General features: G+C 73.0%; 16 protein-coding genes. 5 read left to right on the plus strand and 11 right to left on the minus strand.

The window, feature by feature from the left end:
• Nucleotides 1-40: 40 nt before the first annotated feature.
• Entirely contained in the window at nucleotides 41-1,306 is a 1,266-nt protein-coding gene (locus MUY22_RS35535) for a cyclopropane-fatty-acyl-phospholipid synthase family protein (protein WP_247051548.1), read from the minus strand.
• A gap of 20 nt (nucleotides 1,307-1,326) precedes the next feature.
• Entirely contained in the window at nucleotides 1,327-2,733 is a 1,407-nt protein-coding gene (locus tag MUY22_RS35540) for an FAD-binding oxidoreductase (protein WP_247051549.1), read from the minus strand.
• A gap of 163 nt (nucleotides 2,734-2,896) precedes the next feature.
• Between MUY22_RS35540 and MUY22_RS35545 the strand changes: the two genes are divergently transcribed.
• On the plus strand, nucleotides 2,897-3,316 hold the full coding sequence (locus tag MUY22_RS35545; protein WP_247051550.1) for a DUF6292 family protein: 420 nt from the start codon (nucleotides 2,897-2,899) through the stop codon (nucleotides 3,314-3,316).
• A gap of 40 nt (nucleotides 3,317-3,356) precedes the next feature.
• Here MUY22_RS35545 and MUY22_RS35550 read toward each other — a convergent pair whose 3' ends face one another.
• Entirely contained in the window at nucleotides 3,357-3,797 is a 441-nt protein-coding gene (locus MUY22_RS35550; RefSeq protein WP_247051551.1) for an ATP-binding protein, read from the minus strand.
• A 79-nt stretch (nucleotides 3,798-3,876) separates the two neighbouring features.
• On the opposite strand from MUY22_RS35550, the gene MUY22_RS35555 reads away from it, so the two are divergent.
• Nucleotides 3,877-5,676, plus strand: a complete 1,800-nt coding sequence (locus tag MUY22_RS35555) for a prolyl oligopeptidase family serine peptidase (RefSeq protein ID WP_247051552.1) — start codon at nucleotides 3,877-3,879, stop codon at nucleotides 5,674-5,676.
• On the opposite strand, the gene hpaD is transcribed toward MUY22_RS35555, so the two are convergent.
• From hpaD to MUY22_RS35585, 6 genes are all read right to left on the minus strand, one after another.
• The gene (gene hpaD / locus MUY22_RS35560) at nucleotides 5,654-6,697 is read right to left on the minus strand and encodes a 3,4-dihydroxyphenylacetate 2,3-dioxygenase (RefSeq protein ID WP_247051553.1); all 1,044 of its coding nucleotides are present in this window, start codon (nucleotides 6,695-6,697) and stop codon (nucleotides 5,654-5,656) included. The genes MUY22_RS35555 and hpaD overlap by 23 nt on opposite strands.
• Nucleotides 6,694-8,202, minus strand: a complete 1,509-nt coding sequence (hpaE, locus tag MUY22_RS35565) for a 5-carboxymethyl-2-hydroxymuconate semialdehyde dehydrogenase (protein ID WP_247051554.1) — start codon at nucleotides 8,200-8,202, stop codon at nucleotides 6,694-6,696. Before hpaE ends, hpaD begins: the two co-directional genes overlap by 4 nt.
• Nucleotides 8,199-9,146 (minus strand): 4-hydroxy-tetrahydrodipicolinate synthase, encoded by a 948-nt coding sequence (dapA, locus tag MUY22_RS35570; RefSeq protein ID WP_247051555.1) that lies wholly within the window; start codon nucleotides 9,144-9,146, stop codon nucleotides 8,199-8,201. The genes hpaE and dapA overlap by 4 nt, the downstream gene beginning before the upstream one ends.
• A gap of 16 nt (nucleotides 9,147-9,162) precedes the next feature.
• Entirely contained in the window at nucleotides 9,163-9,831 is a 669-nt protein-coding gene (locus MUY22_RS35575; RefSeq protein ID WP_247051556.1) for a GntR family transcriptional regulator, read from the minus strand.
• On the minus strand, nucleotides 9,813-11,231 hold the full coding sequence (locus MUY22_RS35580; protein ID WP_247051557.1) for a fumarylacetoacetate hydrolase family protein: 1,419 nt from the start codon (nucleotides 11,229-11,231) through the stop codon (nucleotides 9,813-9,815). The genes MUY22_RS35575 and MUY22_RS35580 overlap by 19 nt, the downstream gene beginning before the upstream one ends.
• Nucleotides 11,232-11,499: 268 nt before the next feature.
• Entirely contained in the window at nucleotides 11,500-12,351 is an 852-nt protein-coding gene (locus MUY22_RS35585; protein WP_247051558.1) for an ankyrin repeat domain-containing protein, read from the minus strand.
• A 114-nt stretch (nucleotides 12,352-12,465) separates the two neighbouring features.
• On the opposite strand from MUY22_RS35585, the gene MUY22_RS35590 reads away from it, so the two are divergent.
• The 3 genes from MUY22_RS35590 (at nucleotide 12,466) to MUY22_RS35600 (ending at nucleotide 22,325) form a co-directional block, all read left to right on the plus strand.
• On the plus strand, nucleotides 12,466-14,694 hold the full coding sequence (locus MUY22_RS35590) for a helix-turn-helix domain-containing protein (protein WP_247051559.1): 2,229 nt from the start codon (nucleotides 12,466-12,468) through the stop codon (nucleotides 14,692-14,694).
• Nucleotides 14,695-15,394: 700 nt separating this feature from the next.
• Nucleotides 15,395-19,945, plus strand: coding sequence for a HAMP domain-containing protein (locus MUY22_RS35595; protein WP_247064273.1), 4,551 nt, complete (start codon nucleotides 15,395-15,397; stop codon nucleotides 19,943-19,945).
• A gap of 13 nt (nucleotides 19,946-19,958) precedes the next feature.
• On the plus strand, nucleotides 19,959-22,325 hold the full coding sequence (locus tag MUY22_RS35600; protein ID WP_247051560.1) for a SpoIIE family protein phosphatase: 2,367 nt from the start codon (nucleotides 19,959-19,961) through the stop codon (nucleotides 22,323-22,325).
• Here the strand turns inward: MUY22_RS35600 and MUY22_RS35605 are convergent.
• Nucleotides 22,315-23,172: a cobalamin-binding protein gene (locus MUY22_RS35605; protein WP_247051561.1), complete on the minus strand. Its 858-nt coding sequence runs from the start codon at nucleotides 23,170-23,172 to the stop codon at nucleotides 22,315-22,317. The genes MUY22_RS35600 and MUY22_RS35605 overlap by 11 nt on opposite strands.
• Nucleotides 23,172-24,266, minus strand: a complete 1,095-nt coding sequence (locus tag MUY22_RS35610) for a calcium:proton antiporter (protein WP_247051562.1) — start codon at nucleotides 24,264-24,266, stop codon at nucleotides 23,172-23,174. The genes MUY22_RS35605 and MUY22_RS35610 overlap by 1 nt, the downstream gene beginning before the upstream one ends.
• Nucleotides 24,267-24,322 lie beyond the last annotated feature (56 nt).

Genomic DNA, 24,322 nt, shown 5'->3' on the forward strand with positions numbered 1-24,322 from the left:
ACCATCCTCGCAGAAGTGCGCGCGAGAGGCACGCCCGGTCTCAAACACCCCAGTCGGGCCGCAGCGGCATCCCCATTCCGCCCTGGTTGTCGGTGCGCACGCCGAGGATCTGGTGCAGCTCGATCTCCCGCCGTTCGAACGCCAGCCGGCAGGCCGCGAGGTAGAGCGCCCACACCCGGCTCCGGCCCGCCCCGGCCTCGGCGACGGCCTCGTCCCAGTGCTCGTCGAGGTTGGCGCACCAGCCGGCCAGGGTGGTCGCGTAGTGCTCGCGGAGGTTCTCCGAGTGCCGCACCTCCAGGCCGCTGTCGTGCATGGCCGTCATCAGCTCGCCGGGGGCCTCCAGCTCGCCGTCCGGGAAGACGTAGCGGTCGATGAAGCCGCGGGAGCGGTGCGCGACGCTCGAGTCCGGGTTGGTGATGCAGTGGTTGAGCAGCCGGCCGTGCGGCTTCAGCTTGGCGGCCAGGAAGCGGAAGTAGCCGGGCACGTTGCGGGCGCCGATGTGCTCGGTCAGGCCGATCGACGAGATCGCGTCGAACCCGGTTTCGGTGACGTCCCGGTAGTCGAGGTGCCGGATCTCGGCGCGGTCGGCCAGGCCGAGGGCGACGATGTTCTTCTGCGCCCACTGCGCCTGTTCACGCGAAAGTGTGACCCCGAGCGCCTCGACGCCGTAGTGGCGGACGGCGTGCGCGACCATGCCGCCCCAGCCGCAGCCGACGTCGAGCAGCTTCATGCCGGGCTTGAGGCCGAGCTTGCGGCAGACCAGGTCGAACTTGTGCTCCTGGGCCTGCTCCAGCGTGGCGCCGTCCTCGGGGAACACGGCGCAGGTGTAGGCCATCGACGGCCCGAGGACCAGCTCGTAGAACCGGTTGGAGACGTCGTAGTGGTTCGAGATCGCGCTGCTGTCGCGCTCCTTCGAGTGCCGCAGGCCGGACAGGCTCCGCCGGAACCGGCCGGGCAGCTCCTCGGCGGGCGGCTCGACGCGGCGCAGGTGGGCGGGCCCGAGCTTGCGCAGCAGCCAGACGCGGTCGGCCGGGGTCAGCTGGTCGACCTGGGCCGCCAGCGCGTGCAGCGCCGTGTAGAGGTCGCCCTTGACGTCGATGGCGCCGGCGACGTAGGCGCGGGCCAGGCCGAGGTCACCGGGGGAGGAGATCAGGTAGTCCAGCGCGAGCGGCGAGCGGACCTCGATGGCCACCGGCGCGTCGGCCGGGCCGGTGCCGGTGCCGTCGTAGGCGGTGATGGACACCGTGGAGCTGGGGCCGAGCAGGCGTGCGAAGACATCGCCGACCGGGATGGTTGCCTTGGTCACGTTCGTTCCTTTCAGGGCGTTCACCGGCGCCGGACGCACTTCTCGTAGAGGCCGAGCAACCGGCCGTCCGGGTCGTAGGCCCGCTTGAGCTCCCGGTAGGCGTCCCCGTTGTAGAGGCGCCAGAACTCTTCCTCGGAGTAGAAGCTGTCCGAGTAGAGCGACTTGTGCCCGCCGAGGCGGGTGACCTCGGCTTCGATCATCCGATTGTGAACGCCGTCGCGTTCGCCCGGGTCGAGGGGTACCGAAGACCAGAACCCGAAGTTGACGTAGAGCTCCTCGGGGTCCAGTTCGTAGAGCGGCCAGCGCACCCCGCCGGGGCGCTGGCGCAGCGGGCAGATCCACACCGGGCTGATCGGGATCTCCCGCTCGAAGAACTCGAGGAAGTCCGCGGCCCGGCTCAGCGGCACCTCGATGTCCTGCACGATCGTCTCCTCGGGCGGCATCCGCCGGAGCTTGAGGAGCTTGGCGGCGATCCCGAAGCGGCGGTCGAGCGCGACGAGCTTCCAGTAGACCGAAGAGCGCAGCAACCGGCGGCCCATCAGCAGCCGGGGCAGCCGGGACTGGACGCCGAAGGCGCGCGAACACCAGAACCAGTCGGTGTCCCAGCGCCACAGGTAGTCACGGACGGTGAGGTGGTCGGTCTCGCGACGCTGGATCGAGCGGTAGTAGATGTCGAGCCAGGTGTAGTCGCTCGTCGCCGGCGCGGTGTCGGTGAACGTGCCCAGCGTGAGGTACAGCTCGTCCGGGCCGAACACGGTGCCGTCGACGAAGTCGACCGCCTCGCCCTCGTACGCCCGAGTGGTACAGACCTCACCGAGGGCCGCGAACAGCGCCTCGCGGTCGTGGTGGCGGACGTGGCGCACCTTCACGAACGGCTTCACCGGTTCCAGCCGGATCCGCAGGCGCAGCGCGTACCCGAGCGTGCCGTAGGAGTTCGGGAAGCCGTGGAACAGGTCGCGGTGCTCGTTGTCCGGCGTGGCGACGACGATGCCGCCGTCGCCGGTCATGATCTCCAGCTCCAGCACCGACTCGTGCGGCATGCCGCTGCGGAACGAGCTCGACTCGATGCCGAGGCCGGTGACCGCGCCGCCGAGGGTGATCGTCTTGAGCTGCGGGACCACCAGGGGCATCAGCCCGTGCGGCAGCGTGGCGTCGACCAGCTGCTCGTAGGTGACCATGCCTTCGACGTCGGCGGTCAGCGTCTCCGGGTCGACGCGCAGCACGTGGGTGAACCCGGAGACGTCCAGGCCGGGGTGCCCGGCCGAGGTGCGGGAGCGGAAGAGGTTCGACGTCCGCTTCGCCAGCCGGACCGTGGCTTCGCCGGCGACCGCCGCCAGCTGCCGCCTGAGGTCGTCGACGCGGGATTCGTGTTCGGGGAAGGCCGGGCCCGGGCGGGCCTGGGGCGCACCGGCCTGATCGATCGTCACACCCCGATCCTGCCTCACGGGGGAAGGCAGCGCACCGTGCCTGTCCTTTCCCTGTCCCATCGGCCGGCACCGGTGCCCGCCGGCGCGGTTGATCCACGGGGGCGTGGGGTACCCGCGATCGGGCAGCGGAAGATCCCGCGCCGACGGGGAAAGCGAGGCGGCGTTGAGCATTTCCATCGATTTCGGGCGCGACACGGAGTTCTCGTTCGAGCGGCGGTTGCGCGGTTACCTGGGGGCGGTCGCCCGGGCCGTGGGGGTCGGGCCGGAGTCCGGCACCATCGACCTCGACACCCCGGTGTCGGCCTACGTCGCCCTCGACTGGCGGCTGCGCCGGTTCCCCGGGCACGATCTCGCCCTCGTCTGGGACGAGGTGCACGGCTGGGCCGTCGCGTTGGAGGACTCCGGCGGCGACGCCGTCGTGCTGGCCTACCTCGGCGGCGAAGTGCTGCCCGAGCCCCGCGCCGTCGTGCGGTTCCTCGCCGCGGTGCGCGCCGGCGACCCCGCCGCGGGGCTGCTCGACGCGCCGGTCCTGCGGGCGGCGGGCCACCACGAGGAGCTGCTCGGCGCGCTCCCGGCGGACTGAGCGCGCCGTCCGCGCACGCCGGGGAACGAGCCGTGAGCGGTCAGTGGTCGCGGAACAGCTGGGCCGGGACGAGCGCCCACACCGTCTTGCCCGGTTCGGTCGCGCGCACGCCCCACCCCAGCGACAGCTGTTCGACCAGCTGCAGGCCGTGGCCGCCGCCGGCCGCGACGCGCTCGACCGACGGGTCTTCGTCGACGACCTCGACCAGCAGGCCGCGCAGCTCGCGCGTCACCCGCAGCGAGGACGGGTGCGGGGTGTGGTCGTAGGCGTTGCCGACCAGCTCGTCGACCACGAGCAGCAGCGCGCCGAGCGGCTCGTCCTTCGTCCGCCCGAAGCCGAGGCAGCCGGCGACGGTCGAGCGGATCCGGCGCAGCGCCGGCCGCGTCGTGAGGTCGACGGTCAGCTCCGCGGCCGTGGCGACCCGCAGGCTGAGCCGCTCCACGACCAGGTCCCAGCCCGGGGGCAGTGCTTCGCCGTCCATCCATCGCTCCCTCGCACCCGGACACGCCCACCGGAGATTCGGCGCCACCGGTCGCGCGGATGGCTGCCAGACTGCGTTCATGGGGAACCTGAGCGCCGAAGCCGTCGTCGACCGGATCGTGCCGAGGGAGCCGCGGGTCTCCCCCGACGGCCGCTGGGTCGTGTACCTGACGACGACCCGGGGCCGGAAGGCCGGTGACCTGTGGCTCGTCCCCGCCGACGGCAGCACGCCACCGCGCGAGCTGGCCGGTACCGCCGAGGCACCCCGGTGGGCCCCGGACTCCGGCTCGGTGTTCTACCTGGCCGCCGGACGGCTCCACCGGGTCCCGCTCACCGGGAACGCCGAACGCCTGACGGACCGGCCCGTCACCGCCTGCGTCCCGCTGCCCGGCGACCTCGTGGTCCTCGTCGGGCCCGGCGAAGAGCCCGCGAAAGACCCGTACCTGCGCGTGCCGAGCCCGCCCGACCGGCTGTGGCTGCTCGACCTGGCCACCGGCGACGTCCGGCCGCACGGCGACCTCGGTGACCGGCACGTCGTCGAGGTCGCGGCCCACCCCGGCGGCGGCCCCCTCGCCGTCCTGACCTGGCCGGTCGCCGACCCCGATCCCGGCATGCTCGAACCGCGGCTCCACCTGGTCGGCGGCCGCGACCTCCCCGCCCCGGCCGTCGAGGCGTCCGCGCTCGCCTGGTGGGGCGACCGCCTCCTCTACCGCGGCGTGACCCGGCCCGGGCTCGTCGGCGGTTACGCGATCTTCGACGCCGAGGACGACGCCGACCTCACCGAGGGGATGGACGTCTGCCCGGTGGAACTCGTCCAGGTCGACGACGGCCCGCCGCTCGCGCTGTTCGCCGAAGGCCTCGACACCACGATCCGGCGGCTCGACCCGGCCACCCGCAGGTTCACCGAGATCGCCCACGCGCCGGGCTCCCTCGACTTCCTGAGCCACGGCGGCGGTGTCGTCGCCGTGGTGGCGAGCACCGCGACCGAGCCCGACGACGTCCACGTCGGACCTCCGGGCGGCCCGCTGACCCGGCTCACCGACTGCAGCCCGGAGCTGCGCGCCAGGACCTGGGGCCCGCAGGAGCGTCTGGCGTACCGCGCCGACGACGGCCTGGGGCTGGACGGCCTGCTGGTCCTCCCGCCCGGCACCACCCGCCAGGACGGCCCGTTCCCGCTGGTCACGCTGCCGCACGGCGGCCCGTACGACCGCTACGCCGACCGCTTCATGGTCGGCTGGTTCCGGGTCGCGCGGTGGCTGGCCGACGACGGGTTCGCCGCCTTCCTGCCCAACCCGCGCGGCAGCCAGGGCCACGGCCACGCGTTCGCCGTATCCGTCGCCGGTGAGGTCGGCGGCGCGGAGTGGACGGACATCCTCACCGGCATCGACCTGCTGATCGACGCCGGTGTCGCCGATCCGGACCGGCTCGGCATCGGCGGCGGGAGCCACGGCGGGTTCCTCGCCGCCTGGGCGGCCGCGCGCAGCGACCGCTTCGCCGCGGCGTACGTCAACGCGGGCATCAGCGACTGGGGCATGCTGGCCGCCACCGGCGAGCAAGGCCCGCCGTTCGAGGCGGCGCTGGGCGGCAGCATCGGCTGGGAGGGCCCGGGCCCGCACCGGCACGACCGGAACAGCCCGATCTCCTACGCCGCCGACATCCGGACGCCGATCCTGCTGCTGCACGGCGCGGACGACACGAACGTCCCGCTCTCGCAGGCCGAGTTCCTCCACCGCGCGCTGCGCCACTTCGGCGTCGAGCACGAGTTCGCCGTCTACCCCGGGGAGAACCACTCGCTGCGCGGCCGCGAGCACCAGCTCGATTTCCTGCACCGCACCCGCGAGTGGTTCACCCGGTGGCTCAAACCTGTTCGCCCAGCTTGAATTCGGCGTCCTTCGACGTGTACGAGAAGCCGTCGGCGCCGATGGTGACGTCGGCTTCGCGCGCCTCGGCCCGGGCGATCAGCGGCTGGGGCTTCCCGTCCAGGTCCAGGACCGCCGACGCGTCGGCGTACCAGCTCGGCACCACCGGGTTGCCCCACCAGTCGCGGCGCTGGTTGTCGTGGACGTCCCAGGTGATCACCGGGTTGTCCGGGTCGCCGGTGTAGTAGTCGTGCGTGTAGATCTCGATCCGGTGCCCGTCGGGGTCGCGGACGTAGAGGTAGAACGCGTTCGACACGCCGTGGCGGCCCGGCCCGCGTTCGATCATGCCGGACCGGCGCAGCGCGCCGAGGTGGTCGCAGACGTGCAGGATCTGCGTCCGCTCGTGGCCGGCGAACGCGATGTGGTGCAGCCGCGGCCCGTCGCCGCCGGTGAGGGCGACGTCGTGCACCGTCGGCTTGCGGAACATCCAGGCCGCGTAGACCGTGCCCTCGTCGTCCTGGATGTCCTCCGAGACGCGGAAACCCAGGCCCTCGTAGTACTTCCGGGCCGCCGGGACGTCCGGGGTGTCGAGGTTGAAGTGGTCCAGCCGCGCCAGCGCGCCGGCGCCGTGGACGTCGTAGCGCTGGGTGAACCGCTCGACGTGCTCGGCCTCGCAGAAGAACTCCACCGGGAACCCGAGCGGGTCTTCGACGCGGACCGCTTCGCCGATGCCACGGGTCGCGCCCGCCGCCCGGCGCTCGACCCGGCAGCCGAGGGCGCGGTAGTACGCCTCGGCGAGGTCGAGGTCGGCCGCGCCGCGGACGCGGTAGCCGAGCACGGCCAGCGCGGGCGTCGCCCCCTTCCGCAGCACCAGAGAATGGTGCAGGTACTCCTCGAACGCCCGCAGGTACAACGCCTCGTCGTCCTCATAGGACACGACGAGCCCGAGCACGCCGACGTAGAAGTCGCGTGAGGCGGCTAGATCGGTGACGACGAGTTCGGCGTACGCGCAGCGCAGGACGTCCGGCGGGGTGACGGTCATGACTGTCCTTTCCGGACGCTGCCGAAGCGGGCCGTGTGCACCGGCCCGAGCGAGACGTGGATCGCCTGCTGGTGGGTGTAGAAGTCGAGCGAGCGGTAGCCGCCCTCCTGGCCGAGGCCGGACGCCTTGACGCCGCCGAACGGCGTGCGCAGGTCGCGGACGTTGTGCGAGTTCAGCCAGACCATCCCGGCCTCGACCGACTGCGCGAAGGTGTGCGCCCGCTCCAGGTTCGACGTCCACAGGTAGGCGGCCAGCCCGTACTTGACGTCGTTGGCCAGCGCCAGGGCCTCCGCTTCGGTGTCGAACGGCGTCAGCGCGACGACCGGGCCGAAGATCTCCTCCTGGAAGATCCGGGCGTCCGGCGCGACGTCGGCGAACACCGTCGGCGCGACGTAGCTGCCACTGTCCACACCGGACGGACGGCCGCCGCCCGCGAGCAGGCGCCCCTCGGACTTGCCGAGTTCGACGTAGCGCATCACCTTGGCGTAGTGCTCGGGATGCACGAGCGCGCCGACCTCGGTCGCCGGGTCGTGCGGGTCGCCGACGACGATGTTGCGTGCCCGCTCGGCGTAGCGTTCGCAGAACTCGTCGTAGATCGGGCGCTCGACGAGGATCCGGCTGCCCGCGGTGCAGCGTTCGCCGTTGAGCGAGAACACGCCGAACAACGTCGAGTCGAGCGCGGCGTCGAGGTCCGCGTCGGCGAAGACGATCGCCGGGGACTTCCCGCCCAGCTCCATCGACATGCCCTTGAGCCCGGTCGCGCAGTTGCGGAAGATCGTCTGACCCGTCGTGGACTCACCGGTGAACGAGATCAGCGGGACGTCGGGGTGCTTGACGAGCGCGTCGCCCGCTTCCTCGCCGAAGCCGTTGACCAGGTTGAACACGCCGTCGGGCAGGCCCGCGCCGGCGAAGATCGCCGCCCAGAGGCTCGCCGACAGCGGGGTGAACTCGGCCGGCTTCAGCACCACCGTGCAGCCGGCCGCCAGCGCGGGCGCGAGCTTCCAGCTCTCCAGCATGAACGGCGTGTTCCACGGCGTGATCAGCCCGGCGACGCCGACCGGCTTGCGGTGCACGTAGTTCACCTGCCGCCCGGGCACCTGGTAGGTGTCGTCGGCCTGCGCGACGACGAGGTCGGCGAAGAACCGGAAGTTCTCGGCCGCGCGCTGCGCCTGGCCCAGGGCCTGGGTGATCGGCAGGCCGGTGTCGAACGTCTCCAGCTCGGCCAGCCGGGCGTCCTGCGCCTCGACGGCGTCGGCGATCTTGTTCAGCACCCGGGCCCGCGCGCGCGGCGCCAGCCGTGGCCAAGGGCCCTCGGTGAACGCAGCGCGCGCCGCGGCGACCGCCCGGTCGACGTCCTCGGCCTGGCCCGCGGCGGCGGTGACGTACGGCGTGTTCGACACCGGGTCGAGCACGTCGAAGGTCTTGCCCGAGACGCTGTCGACGAGCTGCCCGCCGATGTAGTGCTTCAGTTCGCCCGGCAGTCCTTCCGGGACGTGGTGACTCATGACTTTTCTTCCACGGTGAAGCCTTCGGCCGGCGAGAGGTACTTCGCGCCTTCGGCCAGGAAGTCCTTGATCCGGGCGACGCCGGCTTCGGACGGCGGGAGCAGCGGCGGCCGGACGTGGCCGGACCCGATCAGCCCGCGGTGCTCGAGGACCCACTTGCCGGGCGCCGGGTTGGTCTCGACGAACAGCAGGTCGACCAGCGGGTGCAGGCCGTAGTGGATCTCCCGTGCGCGGTCGAGGTCACCGGCCTGCCAGGCCTCGTACATCTCGGCGCAGGCGGCGGGGGCGATGTTCGCCGTCGCGCTGACGAACCCGGCGCCGCCCAGCGCCAGCAGCGGCAGGCAGAGCAGCTCGATCCCGGACCACACGATCAGCTCTCGCCCGCACAGGTGCAGCACGCGCGAGAAGTGCTCGAAGTCCTTGGTCGTCTCCTTGATCCCGACGAAGTTGTCGCACGAGCGGAACAGCCGCGCGACGGTCTCCGGCGCGAGGTCCACGGCGGTGCGGCTGGGCACGTTGTAGGCGACGATCGGCAGGTCGGGGACCTCGTCGGCGACCGTGCGGTACCAGACGAACAGGGCGTCCTGGGTCGGGCGCGCGTAGTACGGCGTGATGACGAGCGCCGCGTCGATCCCGGCGTCGCGCCCGGCGGCCGTCAGCTCCAGGGTCTCGTCCAGCTTCGCGGAGCCGGTGCCCGCGGCGATCGGGACGCGGTCGCCGACGGCCGCGGCGACCGTGCGGATCGCCTCGGCGCGTTCGGCGACCGTCTGGGACCCGGGCTCGCCGGTGGAGCCGCCGATCGAGATGCCGTGGGTGCCGGACGCGAGCTGCCAGCGCACGAGGTTGGCGAGGCCGTCGTGGTCCACCGCGCCGTCGGCGGTGAACGGCGTCATCAGCGGCGCGATCGACCCGCGGATGGCCTGGGGGTCGGAGCGGAATCGCATGGGTTTCCCTTCTGCGTCAGGGGTGGCGGTGGGCCAGGAAGGTGTTCAGGGTGGCCAGCCGGTGGTCGCGCACGGCCCGCTCGACGTCGGCGGCGGGGGCGCCGGCGTCGAGCAGGCCGAGGATGGCTTCGTGCTCGGCCACCGACTCGTGGGCGCGGCCGGGCACGAAGCTGAACGTCGAGTTCCGCAGGCCGCTGAGCCGGTTCCAGCCGCGCTCGACCAGGTCGAGCACCTGCGGGTTGGGACAGGCGCCGAACAGCACCGCGTGGAAGTCCCGGTTGAGCGCGGTGAACCGCGCGGGCTCGAAGTGCCCGAGGCTGTCCGCCAGCTGGGCGTTCAGCGCACGGGCCTCGTCGAGCGCGCCCGGCGGCAGCAGCGGCGCGGCCAGCGCGGCCGCGTAGCCCTCCACCAGCGCGAGGGTCTGCATGGTGTGCTGGTACTCGCGCTCGTCGACCATCGCGACCTGCGCGCCGACGTTGCGTTCGAACGTGACGAGTCCTTCGGCCTCCAGCAGCCGGATCGCTTCGCGGACGGGCACCACGCTGACGCCGAGTTCCTGCGCGAGCTGGCCGAGGACCAGCCGGTAGCCGGGGGAGAAGGTGCCGTCGCCGATGCGGGCCTTGATCCACTCGTAGGCGATGCGCGACTTGCTCGGCGCGGCGCCGGTCACCGTCGCGCGAGCCATGCGGCGTACCTCCCGCGCCAGTGCTCGTCGAGCGGGTAGAGGCCTTCGACGCGCTCGCCCGCGGCGACCTGCTCGGCGATGAACGTCTCCTGCCGCTCCTGCTCGATCGCCGCGTCGACGACCTCCTCGACCAGGTGCGGCGGGATGACGAGCACGCCGTCGCCGTCGCCGGCGATGACGTCGCCGGGGCAGACGGCCGCGCCACCGCAGGCGATCGCGACGTCGGCGTCCCACGGCACGTGCCGCCGGCCGAGCACCGCCGGGTGCGGCCCGGCGTGGTAGGTGGGAATGTCCAAAGCGGACACCGCAGCCAGGTCGCGGACGCCGCCGTCGGTGACGATCCCGGCCGCGCCGGTGACCTGCGCGCGCAGCGCCAGGATGTCGCCGACGGTCCCGGTGCCGCGCTCGCCGCGGGCCTCCATCACCAGGACGTCACCCGGGCCGAGGGCGTCGATCGCGCGTTTCTGCGCGTTGTAGCCGCCGCCGTGCGCGCGGAACAGGTCCTCGCGGTAGGGCAGGTAACGCAGGGTCCGCGCGCGGCCGGTCAGCCGGGCGCCGGGCCGGGTCGAGGTGAGGCCCTCGATGAAGACGTCGTGGTACCCGCGCTTGCGGAGCTGGACGGAAAGCGTTGCGGTGCCGACGGATTCGATCCGCGCCCGCAGTTCCGGCGTCAAGGTGAACTCCGGCTCGGCCGTCCCGTGGGCGTCCGCGCGCTGCTGCTCGTCGACGCGGGGGAGCGCGCCGAACGGTCCGAACGGGACGGTGCCGGCCGCGATCGGCGTGACCAGACGGCCGGTGGTGTGCTCTCCGGCGCTGACTTCGACCTCGACGACGTGACCCGGACCGGCCACCGAGGCGCCCGCCGGGGTGCCGGTGAGCACGACGTCGCCGGGTTCGAGGGTGATCAGCTGCGAGAGGTCGGCGACGAGCCGGCCGAAGCCGAACAGCAGGTCGGCGGTGGTGTCGTCCTGGACGAGGTCGCCGTTGAGCCAGGTCCGCAGCCGCAGCGCGGCCGGGTCGACGTCCGCGGCGGGCAGCACGGCCGGGCCGAGCGGGGTGAAGCCGTCACCGCCCTTCGACCGCAGGTTGCTGCCCTTGTCGGCGTAGCGCAGGTCGTAGACGCCGAAGTCGTTGGCCGCGGTGACGCCGCCGACGTACGACCAGCCGTCCTCGGGGGCGACGCGGCGGGCGAGCCGGCCGATGACCAGCGCGATCTCGCCTTCGAAGCCGAGCAGCTCGGTGCCGGCCGGGCGCTCGAGGACGTCCCCGCTCGCCGCGACCGACGTCGGCGGCTTGAGGAAGTACGACGGCTGCTCGGGGACCCGGCCGCGCTGCGCGGCGCGGGAGCGGTAGTTCAGGTGCAGCGCGATGATCTTGCCGGGCCGCGCGATGCTGGTCATCCGTGGTTCCTGCCTGCCGGTTCGGGCGAAAATATCCCAAATAATATACGATCTGCGGCCTGATCAACAGCCGTAGTGGAGCCACACGGACTTGGTCTCGGTGTAGACGTCGAGGGCCCACGGGCCCATCTCTCGGCCCCAGCCCGACGCCTTATAGCAGCGGCAGTCCCGGGCGATCAGGGTCATGGGGGCGGGCGCGGGTCACCTCGCAGCATCGGGAGTGTCGTATACGATCTTGTCCGGCAATGCTCCCGCGGTACCATTCCGGTTACGCTGAGTGGTGCCAGTAGTCCCGCTCGGGCGGCACGAGCCAGGTGTCGGGCGGCCCGGCGATCGCGCGTGCGTCGACCGGCCGCAGCTCCACGTACGCGCAGGCGTAGGCCGCCGCGTTTCCCGGGTACAGATAGGAAAGCAGTACCTCCAGGGCCGAGGAGTCGACGTACGGCGCGCCGCCGGGGTGCAGGTCCGACCCTTCGGTGACGCCGTCGCGGACGATGCACCCCTGGTTGCCGCTCTTCGGGTTCGAGTACACGCCGTAACAGACCGTGCCCGCCGACAGGAGCCCGGTGACGACCGGGGTCTGCGGCAGGTAACCCCACGGCTGGGTGACGACGCAGCCGCCGGGCACGTCCGTGACCCCGACGATCTGATCGGTGCCCTCGGGCGCCCACGGATCCGCGGACAGCGCCCGGCCGACCGCGGGATCGGCGGTGACGGCGTCGAGCCGCCGCGCCGCCTCCGCCGCGTCGACACCCGCGACACACGCGAGTCCGGTGCCTTCCAGCAGGCAGCCGTGCAGCGCGGCGCCGAGACCGGGCGCCGCCGCCACGATGACGGCCTCGGTGTCGCTGAGCGCGATCCCGGTGGGTGGGGCGCCGAACAGGTCCGGGGTGGGCCCGGCCAGCGCGAGCCGCCCGGGCGGCCAGCCGGCCGGGTCCGGCCGCCACGGATCCGCGCCCGCGCCGGCCAGCACGCGGGCGTTCTCCGGCCGGCGCGCGTGCACCGCCCACCACAACGCGGTGTGGCCCCCGGTTTCGGCGTCGACGTCGGCGGCCTGGCGCGCCAGCTCCGCCACCTGCTCCGGCGTGCCGCGTTCGGCGGCGTCCTGCAGCGCGGTCATCGGTTCCCCCTCGAATTCGGTTCGCGGCGACCGTAGCGGGCGGCACCGACGAATTCGACGGGTAGCGCGGCACGGAGTCCGCGTGTGATGCTCGGTACCGGAGGGGGAGGGGAGATGGACTCGTTCGGGGCGCGGTTGCGCCGTCTTCGGCGCGCCCTGGGGCTGACCCAGGAGGCGCTGGCCGAGAAGTCGGGCCTCAGCGGGCAGGCCGTCGGCGCGCTCGAACGCGGGGACCGGCGGTTCCCGCAGCGTGCCACCCTCGACCGGCTCGCCGACGCCCTCGACCTCGACGGCGACGAGCGCGACGCCTTCGTCGCGGCCGCCGCCCGGCCCGGCACGCCCAAGCCGGAACCGGGCGTCGTCCCGCGCGAGCTGCCGGGCGAGATCGCCGCGTTCACCGGGCGGGAAGCCGAGATCGAGCGCGTCCTGGCCTGTTTCGGCGAGGACCGGCCGGGGGTCGTGGTCGCCGTCGCCGGGATGGCCGGGATCGGGAAGACGGCGCTGGCCCTGCACGCCGGGCACCGGCTCGCGCGGCGCTTCCCCGACGGCTCCCTGCACCTGGACCTGCGCGGGCACGCGGCCGACCCGCCGGACCCGCTCGACCTGGTCGACCGCGTGATCCGCGAGCTCGGCGGCGAATCGCCGACGCCGCTCGCGCTCGACACCGCGACGGCGCGGCTGCGGTCGCTGCTCGCCGCGAAACGCGTGCTGCTCCTGCTCGACAACGCCCGGGACGCCGCGCACGTCGCGCCGCTGCTGCCCGGGGGCGGCGGCTCGGGGGCGATCGTCACCAGCCGCGCCGCGCTGCCCGACCTGCCGCAGGCGCACCAGGTCCTGCTCGACGTGCTGCCCGAGGCCGACGCGCTGCGGCTGCTGGCCGCGGAGATCGGCGCCGAGCGGGTCGCGGCCGAACCCGCGGCGGCGCGCGCGGTCGCCCGGCTGTGCGGGTACCTGCCGCTGGCCCTGCACCTCGCCGGGGCCCGGCTCGCGACCCGGCCGAACTGGCCCGTCGCCCACCTCGCGCACCGGCTCGACGACGAGCGCCGCCGCCTCGACGAAACCGGCGTCCGGACGAGCTTCGAGCTCGCGTTCGGCCGCCTGGAGGCCGGTGACCCGGCCGCCGCCCGCGCGTACCCGCTGCTGTCGCTGCTCGACGTCCCGGAGCTGTCGGTGGCCGTCGCGAGCCGGCTGCTCGACGCGCCCGAACGCGAGACCGAAGAACTGCTGGAACGGCTCGCCGACGAGCACCTGCTGACCACGCCCGCGCCCGGCTGGTACCGGCTGCACGACCTGCTCCGGCTCTACGCCCGCGAACACGCCGAGCGGCTGACCACGGCCGAGCGGGCCGGCGCGATCACCCGGGTCGTCGAGCTGTGCGCGGCGATGGCCTGGCGGAGCATGGCGCTGGTCGCGGCGGCCTCGCAGCGACACGACTGGGCCGCGGGCCGCTGGTCGGTCGAGCCGGCGCCGGCGTCCACGGAAGAGGTGTTCGGCTGGCTCGACGCCCACCAGCCGCACCTGGTCACCGTCGTGCGGCAGGCCGCCGCGACGCCGGGGGTGCCCGCCGAGTCGATCGCCGCGATCGGGCTCGGCCTGTTCGAGTACCACCGGGCGCGGGCGCGGTGGCGCGACGCCGTCCACGTCGACGAGCTGGCCCTGGAGCTGGTCGACGGCGTCGACCGGGTGGCCGCCGCGACGCTGCGCAACGACCTCGGCGTCGCCGAGGCCGAGCTGGTCCACGGCGGTGAGGCGCCGGACTTCCGGCGGGCCCACGCGCACATGCGCCGCAGCCTCGCGGACTGGGAGGCGATCGGGGATCCGCGCCAGCTCGCGAGCAGCCTCAACAACCTCTGCTTCGTGTTCGGCCTCGGTGACGACCTGGACTCGGCCATCGAGTTCGGGGAGCGCGGCCTGCAGCTCAACCGGTCGCTGGGCCTGCGGCACGTCGAGACGCTGAACCTGGTCAACCTCGGCATCCTGTACGGGCGCCGGGGCGACCGGGAGCGCGAGCTGGTCTACGCGACCGACGCGGTGGCCGTCGCCGGCGACACCGGTGACGTGCGGGGCATGGCCTACGGCTGCATGCGGGCCGGCATCGTGCACCGCGAGGCGGGCCGGCCGGCCGAAGCCCTCGGGGAACTCCGCCGCAGCGCCGGGCTCTGGCGCGTCGCGGGTGTCCGGCTTTACGAGGCGATGGCGCTCGCCGAGCTGGGCCGCGCGCACCTGGAGTCGGGGGGCCGCGAGCAGGCGCGGGAAGTGCTCACGGAGGCGCTGGCGATGATGCGGGAGTACGGGGGCGAGGAGCGCGTCGAAGCGGTCCGAGCTGACCTGGAACGGCTGTAGCGCCGGCCCCGGCGACGAGCCCGGCGGTCAGGAACGGCCGCGGCCGGTGCACGGCGTGGCAGGCGACGACGTCCTGAGATCCGCTGCCCCCGGTGGCGCAGGTCAGCAGGATCGTGTCGCGGACGCGCTGCACGTACAGCAGCCGCGTCTGCGATGGCGCGGCGGCCGCCGCGGTTCCGGGCACGCCGGCGAGCGAGGTGGCCGCGAGCAGTGCGGCCGAAAGGAGCCTCCAGGAGGTCGTCACCGATGCCTTCCTCGTCCGGGACTTTCACGGCACGCCGATCTTCGTGGCGTGCCGCCGGACGCGACAGCGACAACCTCTACAAAGCACCTATACAACTGTGGTTCGCCCTTGAGCACCCCGCGGCCGGCCGGGCGGCGCCGCCGACCCTCCACAATGGACGCACAGAGTGTCCACAATAGACTCGCGTGCCTGTGCGCGACGAAGCCCGCGACGCGTCCGGAGGGACGTCGCCGCGGCGTTCAGCCGAACGGGTCAACCGGGCCGGAAGGCCTGCGGGGGAAGGGAAAGGCTCGCGAGCACCGCCTCGGCTGCGCATCCGGGTCCGGGCGCGGCTGGTTGCTCAACCGTTGCCGCTCAGCTTAGTGCCCCTGCACTATGCTGGACCCTCCGGCGTGCGCCGGGCCCGGCGCACGGGGCGCCGGCAACCGGAGAAACGGGTGGCGGATGGCTGGGGCAATGGTCGAAGGCGTGCGCCCGGGTGCCAAAGGCGCAGTCGCAGGCGTGGGCGAGGCGGGCGAGCAGGAGCTGCGCCGGCTGCTGGCCGGCCTGACCGCGGTGCGCGACGGCGACTTCGGCATCCGGCTGCCGGGCGAGACCGACGGCCTGCTCGGCGAGATCGCCACCGTCTTCAACGGCATGGCCGACCAGCTGTCCCTGTTCACCTCCGAGGTCACCCGCGTCGCGCGCGAGGTCGGCAGCGAGGGCCAGCTCGGCGGGCAGGCGAAGGTCCCCGGCGTGTCCGGCACCTGGAAGGACCTCACCGACTCGGTCAACGCCATGGCCGGCAACCTCACCACCCAGGTCCGCGACATCGCCCAGGTGGCGACCGCCGTCGCGAAGGGCGACCTGTCGCAGAAGATCGACGTCGACGCCCGCGGCGAGATCCTGGAGCTGAAGGACACCGTCAACACGATGGTGGACCAGCTGTCGTCGTTCGCGGACGAGGTCACCCGCGTGGCCCGCGAGGTCGGCAGCGAGGGCCGGCTCGGCGGGCAGGCGCAGGTCCCCGGCGTCGGCGGCGTCTGGCGCGACCTCACCGACTCGGTGAACTTCATGGCCGGGAACCTGACCGACCAGGTCCGCAACGTCGCCCAGGTGACGACGGCGGTGGCCAAGGGCGACCTCTCGCAGAAGATCACGGTCGACGCCCGGGGCGAGATCCTTGAGCTCAAGAGCACGATCAACACGATGGTCGACCAGCTGTCGTCGTTCGCGGACGAGGTCACCCGCGTCGCGCGCGAGGTCGGCACGGAAGGGCGCCTCGGCGGCCAGGCGGACGTCAAGGGCGTCTCCGGCACCTGGCGCGACCTCACCGACTCGGTGAACTTCATGGCCGGCAACCTGACCGACCAGGTCCGCAACATCGCCCAGGTGGCGACGGCGGTGGCCAAGGGCGACCTGTCGCAGAAGATCCGGGTCGACGCCCGCGGCGAGGTCCTGGAGCTGAAGGACACCATCAACACGATGGTGGATCAGCTGTCCGCGTTCGCGGACGAGGTCACGAGAGTGGCCCGCGAGGTGGGCACCGAGGGCCGGCTGGGCGGGCAGGCGGACGTCAAGGGCGTCTCCGGCACCTGGAAGGACCTCACCGAGTCGGTCAACGTCATGGGCGACAACCTGACCGCGCAGGTCCGCTCGATCGCCCAGGTCACCACCGCCGTCGCCCGCGGTGACCTGTCGCAGAAGATCCGGGTCGACGCCCGCGGCGAGATCCTCGAGCTGAAGGACACCATCAACACGATGGTGGACCAGCTGTCCGCGTTCGCGGACGAGGTCACGCGCGTCGCGCGCGAGGTCGGCACCGAGGGCAACCTCGGCGGCCAGGCCACGGTCCGCGGCGTCTCGGGGACCTGGAAGAACCTCACCGACAACGTCAACGTGATGGCGTCCAACCTGACCGGCCAGGTCCGCTCGATCGCCCAGGTCGCGACGGCGGTCGCCCGCGGCGACCTGTCCCGCAAGATCACCGTCGAGGCCAAGGGCGAGGTCGCGGCGCTGGCCGACGTCATCAACACGATGGTCGACACGCTGTCGGCGTTCGCGGACGAGGTCACCCGCGTCGCCCGCGAGGTCGGCACCGAGGGGATGCTCGGCGGGCAGGCGCGCGTGCCGAACGTCGCGGGCACCTGGAAGGACCTCACCGACAACGTCAACTCGATGGCCAACAACCTCACCGGGCAGGTCCGCAACATCGCCCAGGTGACCACCGCCGTCGCGCAGGGCGACCTGACCCGCAAGATCGACGTCGACGCCCGCGGCGAGATCCTCGAGCTCAAGACCACGATCAACACGATGGTCGACCAGCTCTCCGCGTTCGCCGCGGAAGTCACGCGCGTCGCGCGCGAGGTCGGCAGCGAGGGCCGCCTCGGCGGGCAGGCCGAGGTCGAAGGCGTCTCCGGTACCTGGAAGCGGCTGACCGAGAACGTCAACGAGCTGGCCGGGAACCTCACCCGCCAGGTCCGCGCGATCGCCGAGGTGACCAGCGCCGTCGCCGAGGGCGACCTGACCCGCTCGATCACCGTCGACGCCTCCGGCGAGGTCGCCGAGCTGAAGGACAACATCAACTCGATGGTCGAGTCGCTGCGCGAGACGACGCGGGCGAACCAGGAGCAGGACTGGCTCAAGTCCAACCTGGCCACGATCACCGGGCTGATGCAGGGCCGCCGCGACCTCGCCGTCGTCGCGGCCGCGGTGATGGACGAGCTCGTCCCGCTGGTCAACGCCCAGTACGGCGCGTTCTACCTCGCCGACGACACGGCCGAGATCCCGGAGCTGCGGCTGGTCGGCGCGTACGGCCACCCGGACGACGGCGCCGGTCCCGTGGTGCGGTTCCGGGTCGGCCAGTCGCTGGTCGGGCAGGCCGCGCGCAGCCGCCGGCCGATCGCGGTCGACGACGTCCCGCCGGGTTACGCCACGATCTCCTCGGGCCTCGGCCGGACCGCGCCGGCCAGCCTGATCGTGCTGCCGATCGTGGTCGAGGACCAGGTGCTCGGCGTGCTGGAACTGGCCTCGATGCACGGCTTCACCGTGGCGCACCGGGCGTTCCTCGAGCTGCTCATGGAGCAGATCGGCGTCAACGTCAACAGCATCGTCGCCAACGCCCGCACCGACGAGCTGCTCGGCGAGTCGCAGCGGCTGACCGCCGAGCTGCAGGCGCGTTCGGAGGAGCTGCAGGCCCGCCAGGAGGAACTCCAGTCGTCCAACGCCGAGCTGGAGGAGAAGGCCGCGCTGCTGGTCACGCAGAACCGCGACATCGAGACGAAGAACCTGGAGATCGAGCAGGCCCGCCAGGAATTGGAGGCCCGCGCCCAGCAGCTGACGCTGGCGTCGAAGTACAAGTCGGAGTTCCTGGCCAACATGAGCCACGAGCTGCGCACCCCGCTCAACAGCCTGCTCATCCTCGCCCAGCTGCTCGCGCAGAACCCGACCCGCAACCTGACCGCGAAGCAGGTCGAGTACGCGGGCATCATCCACTCCGCCGGGTCGGACCTGCTGCAGCTGATCAACGACATCCTCGACCTGTCCAAGGTGGAGGCCGGGAAGATGGACGTCAGCCCGGAACAAGTGTCACTGCGCGGGCTGCTGGACTACGTCGAGGCGACGTTCCGGCCGATGACGTCGCAGCGCAACCTCGACTTCCGGATCACCGTCGCGCCCGGCTCGCCCGCCGAGCTGCTCACCGACGACTCCCGGCTGCGGCAGGTGCTGCGCAACCTGCTGTCCAACGCCGTCAAGTTCACCGAGGTCGGCGTGATCGAGCTGCACATCGAGCGGGTGGAGCCCGACCGGCTGCCCCGGCCGCTGCGCGCGCACGGGCCCGCCGTCGCCTTCCGCGTCGCCGACTCCGGCATCGGCATCGCCGAGCACCAGCTGGAGTCGATCTTCGGCGCGTTCCAGCAGGCCGACGGCACCACCAGCCGCAAGTACGGCGGCACCGGGCTCGGCTTGTCGATCAGCCGCGAGATCGCGCAGCTGCTCGGCGGGTTCATCACCGCGGAGAGCACGCCCGGCGAGGGCAGCACGTTCACCTTCTCGCTGCCGGTCGCGCGGCCGGACTTCGAGACGCGCCCGCCGGGCGAGGAGACCCGGGCCGCGGTGACGGCCGGGGACACCGGCGCCGGGCTCGTGGTGCCGGCGGCCCGCACCCACCGGCGGCTGCTGGTGGTCGAGGAGCGCCAGCACGGCCTGCTGACGCTCGTGGCCGAGAGCGCCGCCGCGGACCTGGCCGACAGTCGCGACATCGGCATCTCGCCCGCCGAGGTCGAGGTCGTCACCGCGGTCGGCACCCAGGAGGCCGCGGCCGCGCTGGCCACCGACGCCTACCACTGCGTGGTGCTGGACCTGGACCTGCCCGAGCGGGCCGCGTTCGGCTTCCTCGACGCGATGCAGGGCGACGCCGCGCTGCGGCTCGTCCCGGTGCTCGCGCACAACAGCCGCCGCCTCGACACCGAGCTGGAGCAGCTGCTGCAGACCCGGGCGGACGTCCACGCCCTGGAGGTCCTGTCCGGCCTCGACGAGCTGCGGGAGCGGATCGCGCTGCACCTGTCGGCGGAGAAGCCCGGCGCGGTGCTGCCGCTGGTCCGCGCGGACGAGCCGGCCGCGCCGGTGACGGCGCGCGAGGTGGACACCACGCTGGCCGGGCGCACGGTGCTGATCGTCGACGACGACCCGCGCAACGTCTACGCGCTCACCGGGATCCTGGAGCTGCACGGGATGCAGGTGCTGCACGCCGAAGACGGCCGCAAGGGCGTCGAGACGGTCGCGGCGCACCCCGGCATCGACCTGATCCTGATGGACGTGATGATGCCGGAGATGGACGGCTACACCGCGACCGCGAAGATCCGCGCGATGCCGGAGCACGCCACGATCCCGATCGTGGCGGTGACGGCGAAGGCGATGCCGGGAGACCGCGAGAAGAGCCTCGCGTCGGGCGCCACCGACTACGTGACCAAGCCCGTCGACGCGGACGACCTGGTCGCCCGCATCAAACGGCACCTGACGGCCTGATCGGGGAGCCCGCTTGCCTTCCGAAGAACCGGGCGTGCCCGTGCTGGCGCCGCCCGCCGAGGTGTCGGCGAACCTCGCCCGGCTCGCCGACACCGTCGCCCGCCTGCGCGCCGAGGTCGACCACGCGCACGCCGTCGCCGACGGCCGGGCGCTGATCGAGCTGGCCAAGGGCGTCCTGATGGAACGCCTGCACTGCTCGCCCGCCGACGCCGCGAAGCAGCTGGAGTCGCTCGCGCGGCGGTCCGGGCTGACGCCGCTGGAGTTCGCGGCGGACGTCGTCGGCGAGGCCGCCGAGGACCGCATCACCGACGTGGCGCAGGACTTCCTCGCCCGCACGGAAGCGGACTCCGTCGCGGTGCGCTTGCGCACGGCGGAAAGCGGCGCACTGGCGGCGGGGGACACCCAGCGCGTCGCGGAGTCGATCCTGGAGCACGCGCTGCGGCCGCTCGGGGCGACCGCCGTCGCGGTCTGGCTCGCCGGGCCCGACGGTTCGCTGACGCTGGCCGGCTCGGCCGGGTTCTCGGCCGAGGAAGCCGCGCGCTGGCGCTACGTCCCGCCCGGCGTCGCGACGCCGGCGCGCAGCGCGCTGATCGAGCGGGACACCGAATGGTTCACCACGCTCGCCTCGTCCGGGCTGCCGTCGATCGGGCAGCACACCCTCGCCGGCGGCGGCCGGGTCGCGGTGCCCACCGGCACCGGCGGGCGGATCATCGGCGTCGTCGAGATGTGCTGGCCGGAACCGCTGCCCGCCGAGCCCGGGCGCGAACGCCGTCAGCTGGAGGCCCTGGCCGAGCTGTGCGCGCACACCCTCGACACCTGGGACGGCGTCGTCGCGCCGCTGGCCGCCGGCGGCGCCGGGGACCTGCTGGGCGAGCTGGTGGACTTCGTCGACGGCCTGCACGACCCGGCCGTGCTGCTCTCGCCGTGCCTCGACGGCGGCGACCGGCTCAGCGACTTCCGCATCCACCACGCGAACGTCCGGTTCGCGGACCCGGGCGGCCGGCCGCGCAGCCTGCTCGTCGGGTCGAGGCTGCTGGAGGCGTACCCGCTCGCGGCCGAGGAAAGCGGGCTGCTGGACAAGATCCGGCGCGTCTACGCCACCGGCGAGCCGTTCCGCGCCGACAACATGGCCGTCACGACGCTGGTCGACCAGGTGCCGCTGACCGTGCTCACCGACGTCAGCATCACCCGCTTCGCCGGCAACGTGCTGCTCATCCTGCGCATCCAGGACGACGCCGCGAAGCTCGCGGTGCTGCTGCAGCACGCCCAGCGCCTCGGCCGCATCGGCGGCTTCGAGGAGAACGTCGTCACCGGCGCGATCACCTGGAACACCGAGCTGTTCGCGCTCTACGGCCTGCCGCCCACCGCTTCGCCGCTGTCGCTGCACCAGCTGACCGGGTACGCGCACCCCGACGACGCCCAGGCGATCGGCCGGTTCCTGCGCACGGTCCTGCACCACAAGCGCCCGGGGTCCACGGCGTTCCGGCTGCAGCGCTCCGACGGCGTCGCCCGGCACATCCGGGTGGTCGCCGAGCCGGTCGTCGACGGCCGCGGCGAGCTGGTCGCCGTGCGCGGGGCCTACCAGGACGTCTCGTCGCAGCACTGGACCGAGGTCGCGCTGGCCGCGACCCGGGACAGGCTGGCCGAGACCGAGCAGGAGGCGATCGAGCGCAACCGGCTCACGCTGCAGCTGCAGCACGCGATCATGCCGCCCGCGAAGGGCCCGCTCGACATGCTGGGCCTGCGCGCCGCCGTCCGCTACCGCCCCGCGGAGAAGGAGCACCTGGTCGGCGGCGACTGGTACGACGCCGTCGCGTTGCCGACCGGCGAGATCCTGCTGTGCGTGGGCGACGTCGCCGGGCACGGCATCGACGCCGCCACCGGCATGGTCAGCCTGCGCAACGCCCTGCGCGGGCTCGCGGCCACCGGCGCCGGGCCGGCGCAGCTGCTGACCTGGCTCAACCTGGTGGCCTACCACCTCACCGACCACGTCACGGCCACCGCGGTCGCGGCCGTGTTCGACCCGGCGACCCGGAAGCTGCGCTGGGCGCGGGCCGGGCACCTGCCGCCGATCGTGCGGCACCGCGACGGCACGGCGACGACGTTGCCGCTGATCCGCGGCTCGCTGCTCGGCGCGCTCCGGGACGTCGTCTACCAGGAGGAAACGGTCCAGCTGGCCGACGGCGACATTCTGCTGATCTACACCGACGGCCTGATCGAGCGCCGCGACGCGCCCGTGCAGGAGTCGGTGGCGCGGCTGGTCACGCTGGTCGAAGGCCACGAAGGCGGGCTGGAGCACCAGCTCGACACGCTGCTCACCTACAGCACGGCCGACACCGACGACGACACCTGCGTGGTCGGCATCGAGGTCACCGGCTGAAGACTTCGGCGAGGATCCCGGCGCCGTCGACCACCCGCGGCCCGGGACGGTTGAAGTACGCGGGCCCGTCGAGGACGTGGACCCGGCCGTTCCGGACGGCGGGCAGCTCGGCCCACCCCGGCCGCTTCGCCAGCGCGGGAAGTTCCGCGCGGGTGCGCTCCGGGGTGAAGCCGCAGGGGAGCAGGAGCAGCACGTCAGGCCGGGCGTCGACGACGGCGTCCCACGCGATCGGCCGCGTGTGCTCTCCGGCCTTCGCCAGCAGCGGCTCGCCGCCGGCGAGGCCGATCTGCTCCGGTACCCAGTGCCCGGCCGGCCAGATCGGGTCGAGCCACTCCAAGGCGGCCACGCGGGGCGTTCCGGGGGCCTTCCGGACGGCGTCGAGGCGTTTCCGCAACCCGGCGACCTCGGCTTCGGCCCGCTCCGGGACGCCGAGGACGTCCCCGACGCGGCGGAGGCAGTCGAGGACGCCGTCGATCGTCGCCGGTTCGAGGCTGACGACGAGCGGCCCGGTGTCCAATGTCCGCACCGCTTCGGAGACGCGCTGGTAGGAGACCGCGCAGACGTCGCAGAGGTCCTGCGTGAGGACGACGTCGGGTCGTGCCGCGGCGAGCTGTGCGCTGTCGAGGGTGTAGAGCGCCGAGCCGCTGTGCCGTGCGCCGCCGACGGCCTCGGAGATCTCGCGGCTGGACAGCGCGTCCGGATCGAACTCCGCCCGCGTCACGACCGGGATGCGCTCGACCTCGCCCGGCGGCCAGTCGCACTCGTGGGTGCGGCCGACGAGGTCGGGCAGCAGGCCGAGCGTCGCGACGATGTCGGTCGCGGCGGGCAGCAGCGAGACGATCCGCATCAGGGGTTCACGGCCAGCACCAGGAAGCCGGCCAGCAGGACCAGGTGGACGCCGCCCTGCAGGCGGGTGGCGCGGCCGGGGACGACCGTCAGGACGCTGACCACCACGGTCAGGGCCAGCAGCACGATCTGCGTCGAACCGAGGCCGAGCAGCAGCTCGCCCGGCAGCCAGATCGAAGCCAGGGCGATCGCCGGGATCGTCAGGCCGATGCTCGCGATCGCCGAGCCGTAGGCCAGGTTGAGGCTGATCTGCATCCGGTCGCGCTGGGCCGCGCGGGTCGCCGCGAGCGTCTCCGGGAGCAGCACCAGCAACGCGATCACGACGCCGACGAACGACTGCGGGAACCCGGCCGCGCGCACGCCCGCCTCGATCGCCGGGGACTCCACCTTGGCCAGGCCGACCACCGCGACCAGCGCCACCAGCAGCAACGCGAGACTCCCGAGCGCGGCCCTGCTCGTCGGCGGGTCGGCGTGGTCGTCCTCCTTGACCTCGCCGTCGGCGGCCACCGGGAGGAAGAAGTCGCGGTGCCGGACGGTCTGGGTCAGCACGAACATCCCGTAGAGCACCAGCGACGCGAGCGCGGCGAAGGTCAGCTGGGCGCTCGAGAACGCCGGGCCGGGCGTGCTCGAGGTGAACGACGGCAGCACCAGGCTCAGCGTGGCCAGCGTCGCGACCGTGGCCATCGCCGCGCCGCTGCCTTCGGGGTTGAACAGCGTCGAGCCGTAGCGGCGCGCGCCGACGAGCAGCGAGATGCCGACGATGCCGTTGGTCGTGATCATCACCGCGGCGAACACGGTGTCGCGCGCCAGCGACGTCGCGTCCGGGCCGCCGGAGACCATCATCGTGACGATCAGCGCGACTTCGATGACGGTCACCGCGACCGCCAGCACCAGCGACCCGAACGGTTCACCCACCCGGTGGGCGACGACCTCCGCGTGGTGCACCGCCGAGAGCACAGTGGCGCCGAGCGCGATCGCGACGATCGCCACGAAGACCGGCCCGAGGTCGCGACCCCAGGCCACGACCAGCACGAGCACCCCCAGCACCGGGGTGACGGAGGTCCAGGACGTCAGGAAGGATCTCAGGGCGGCCATGCCTCCACCCTGTCACACCACCGGTCACTTTGCGTGGTCGTAAGGCCATTCTCACA

This window comes from Amycolatopsis sp. WQ 127309 (assembly GCF_023023025.1).
Classification (GTDB): Bacteria; Actinomycetota; Actinomycetes; order Mycobacteriales; family Pseudonocardiaceae; genus Amycolatopsis.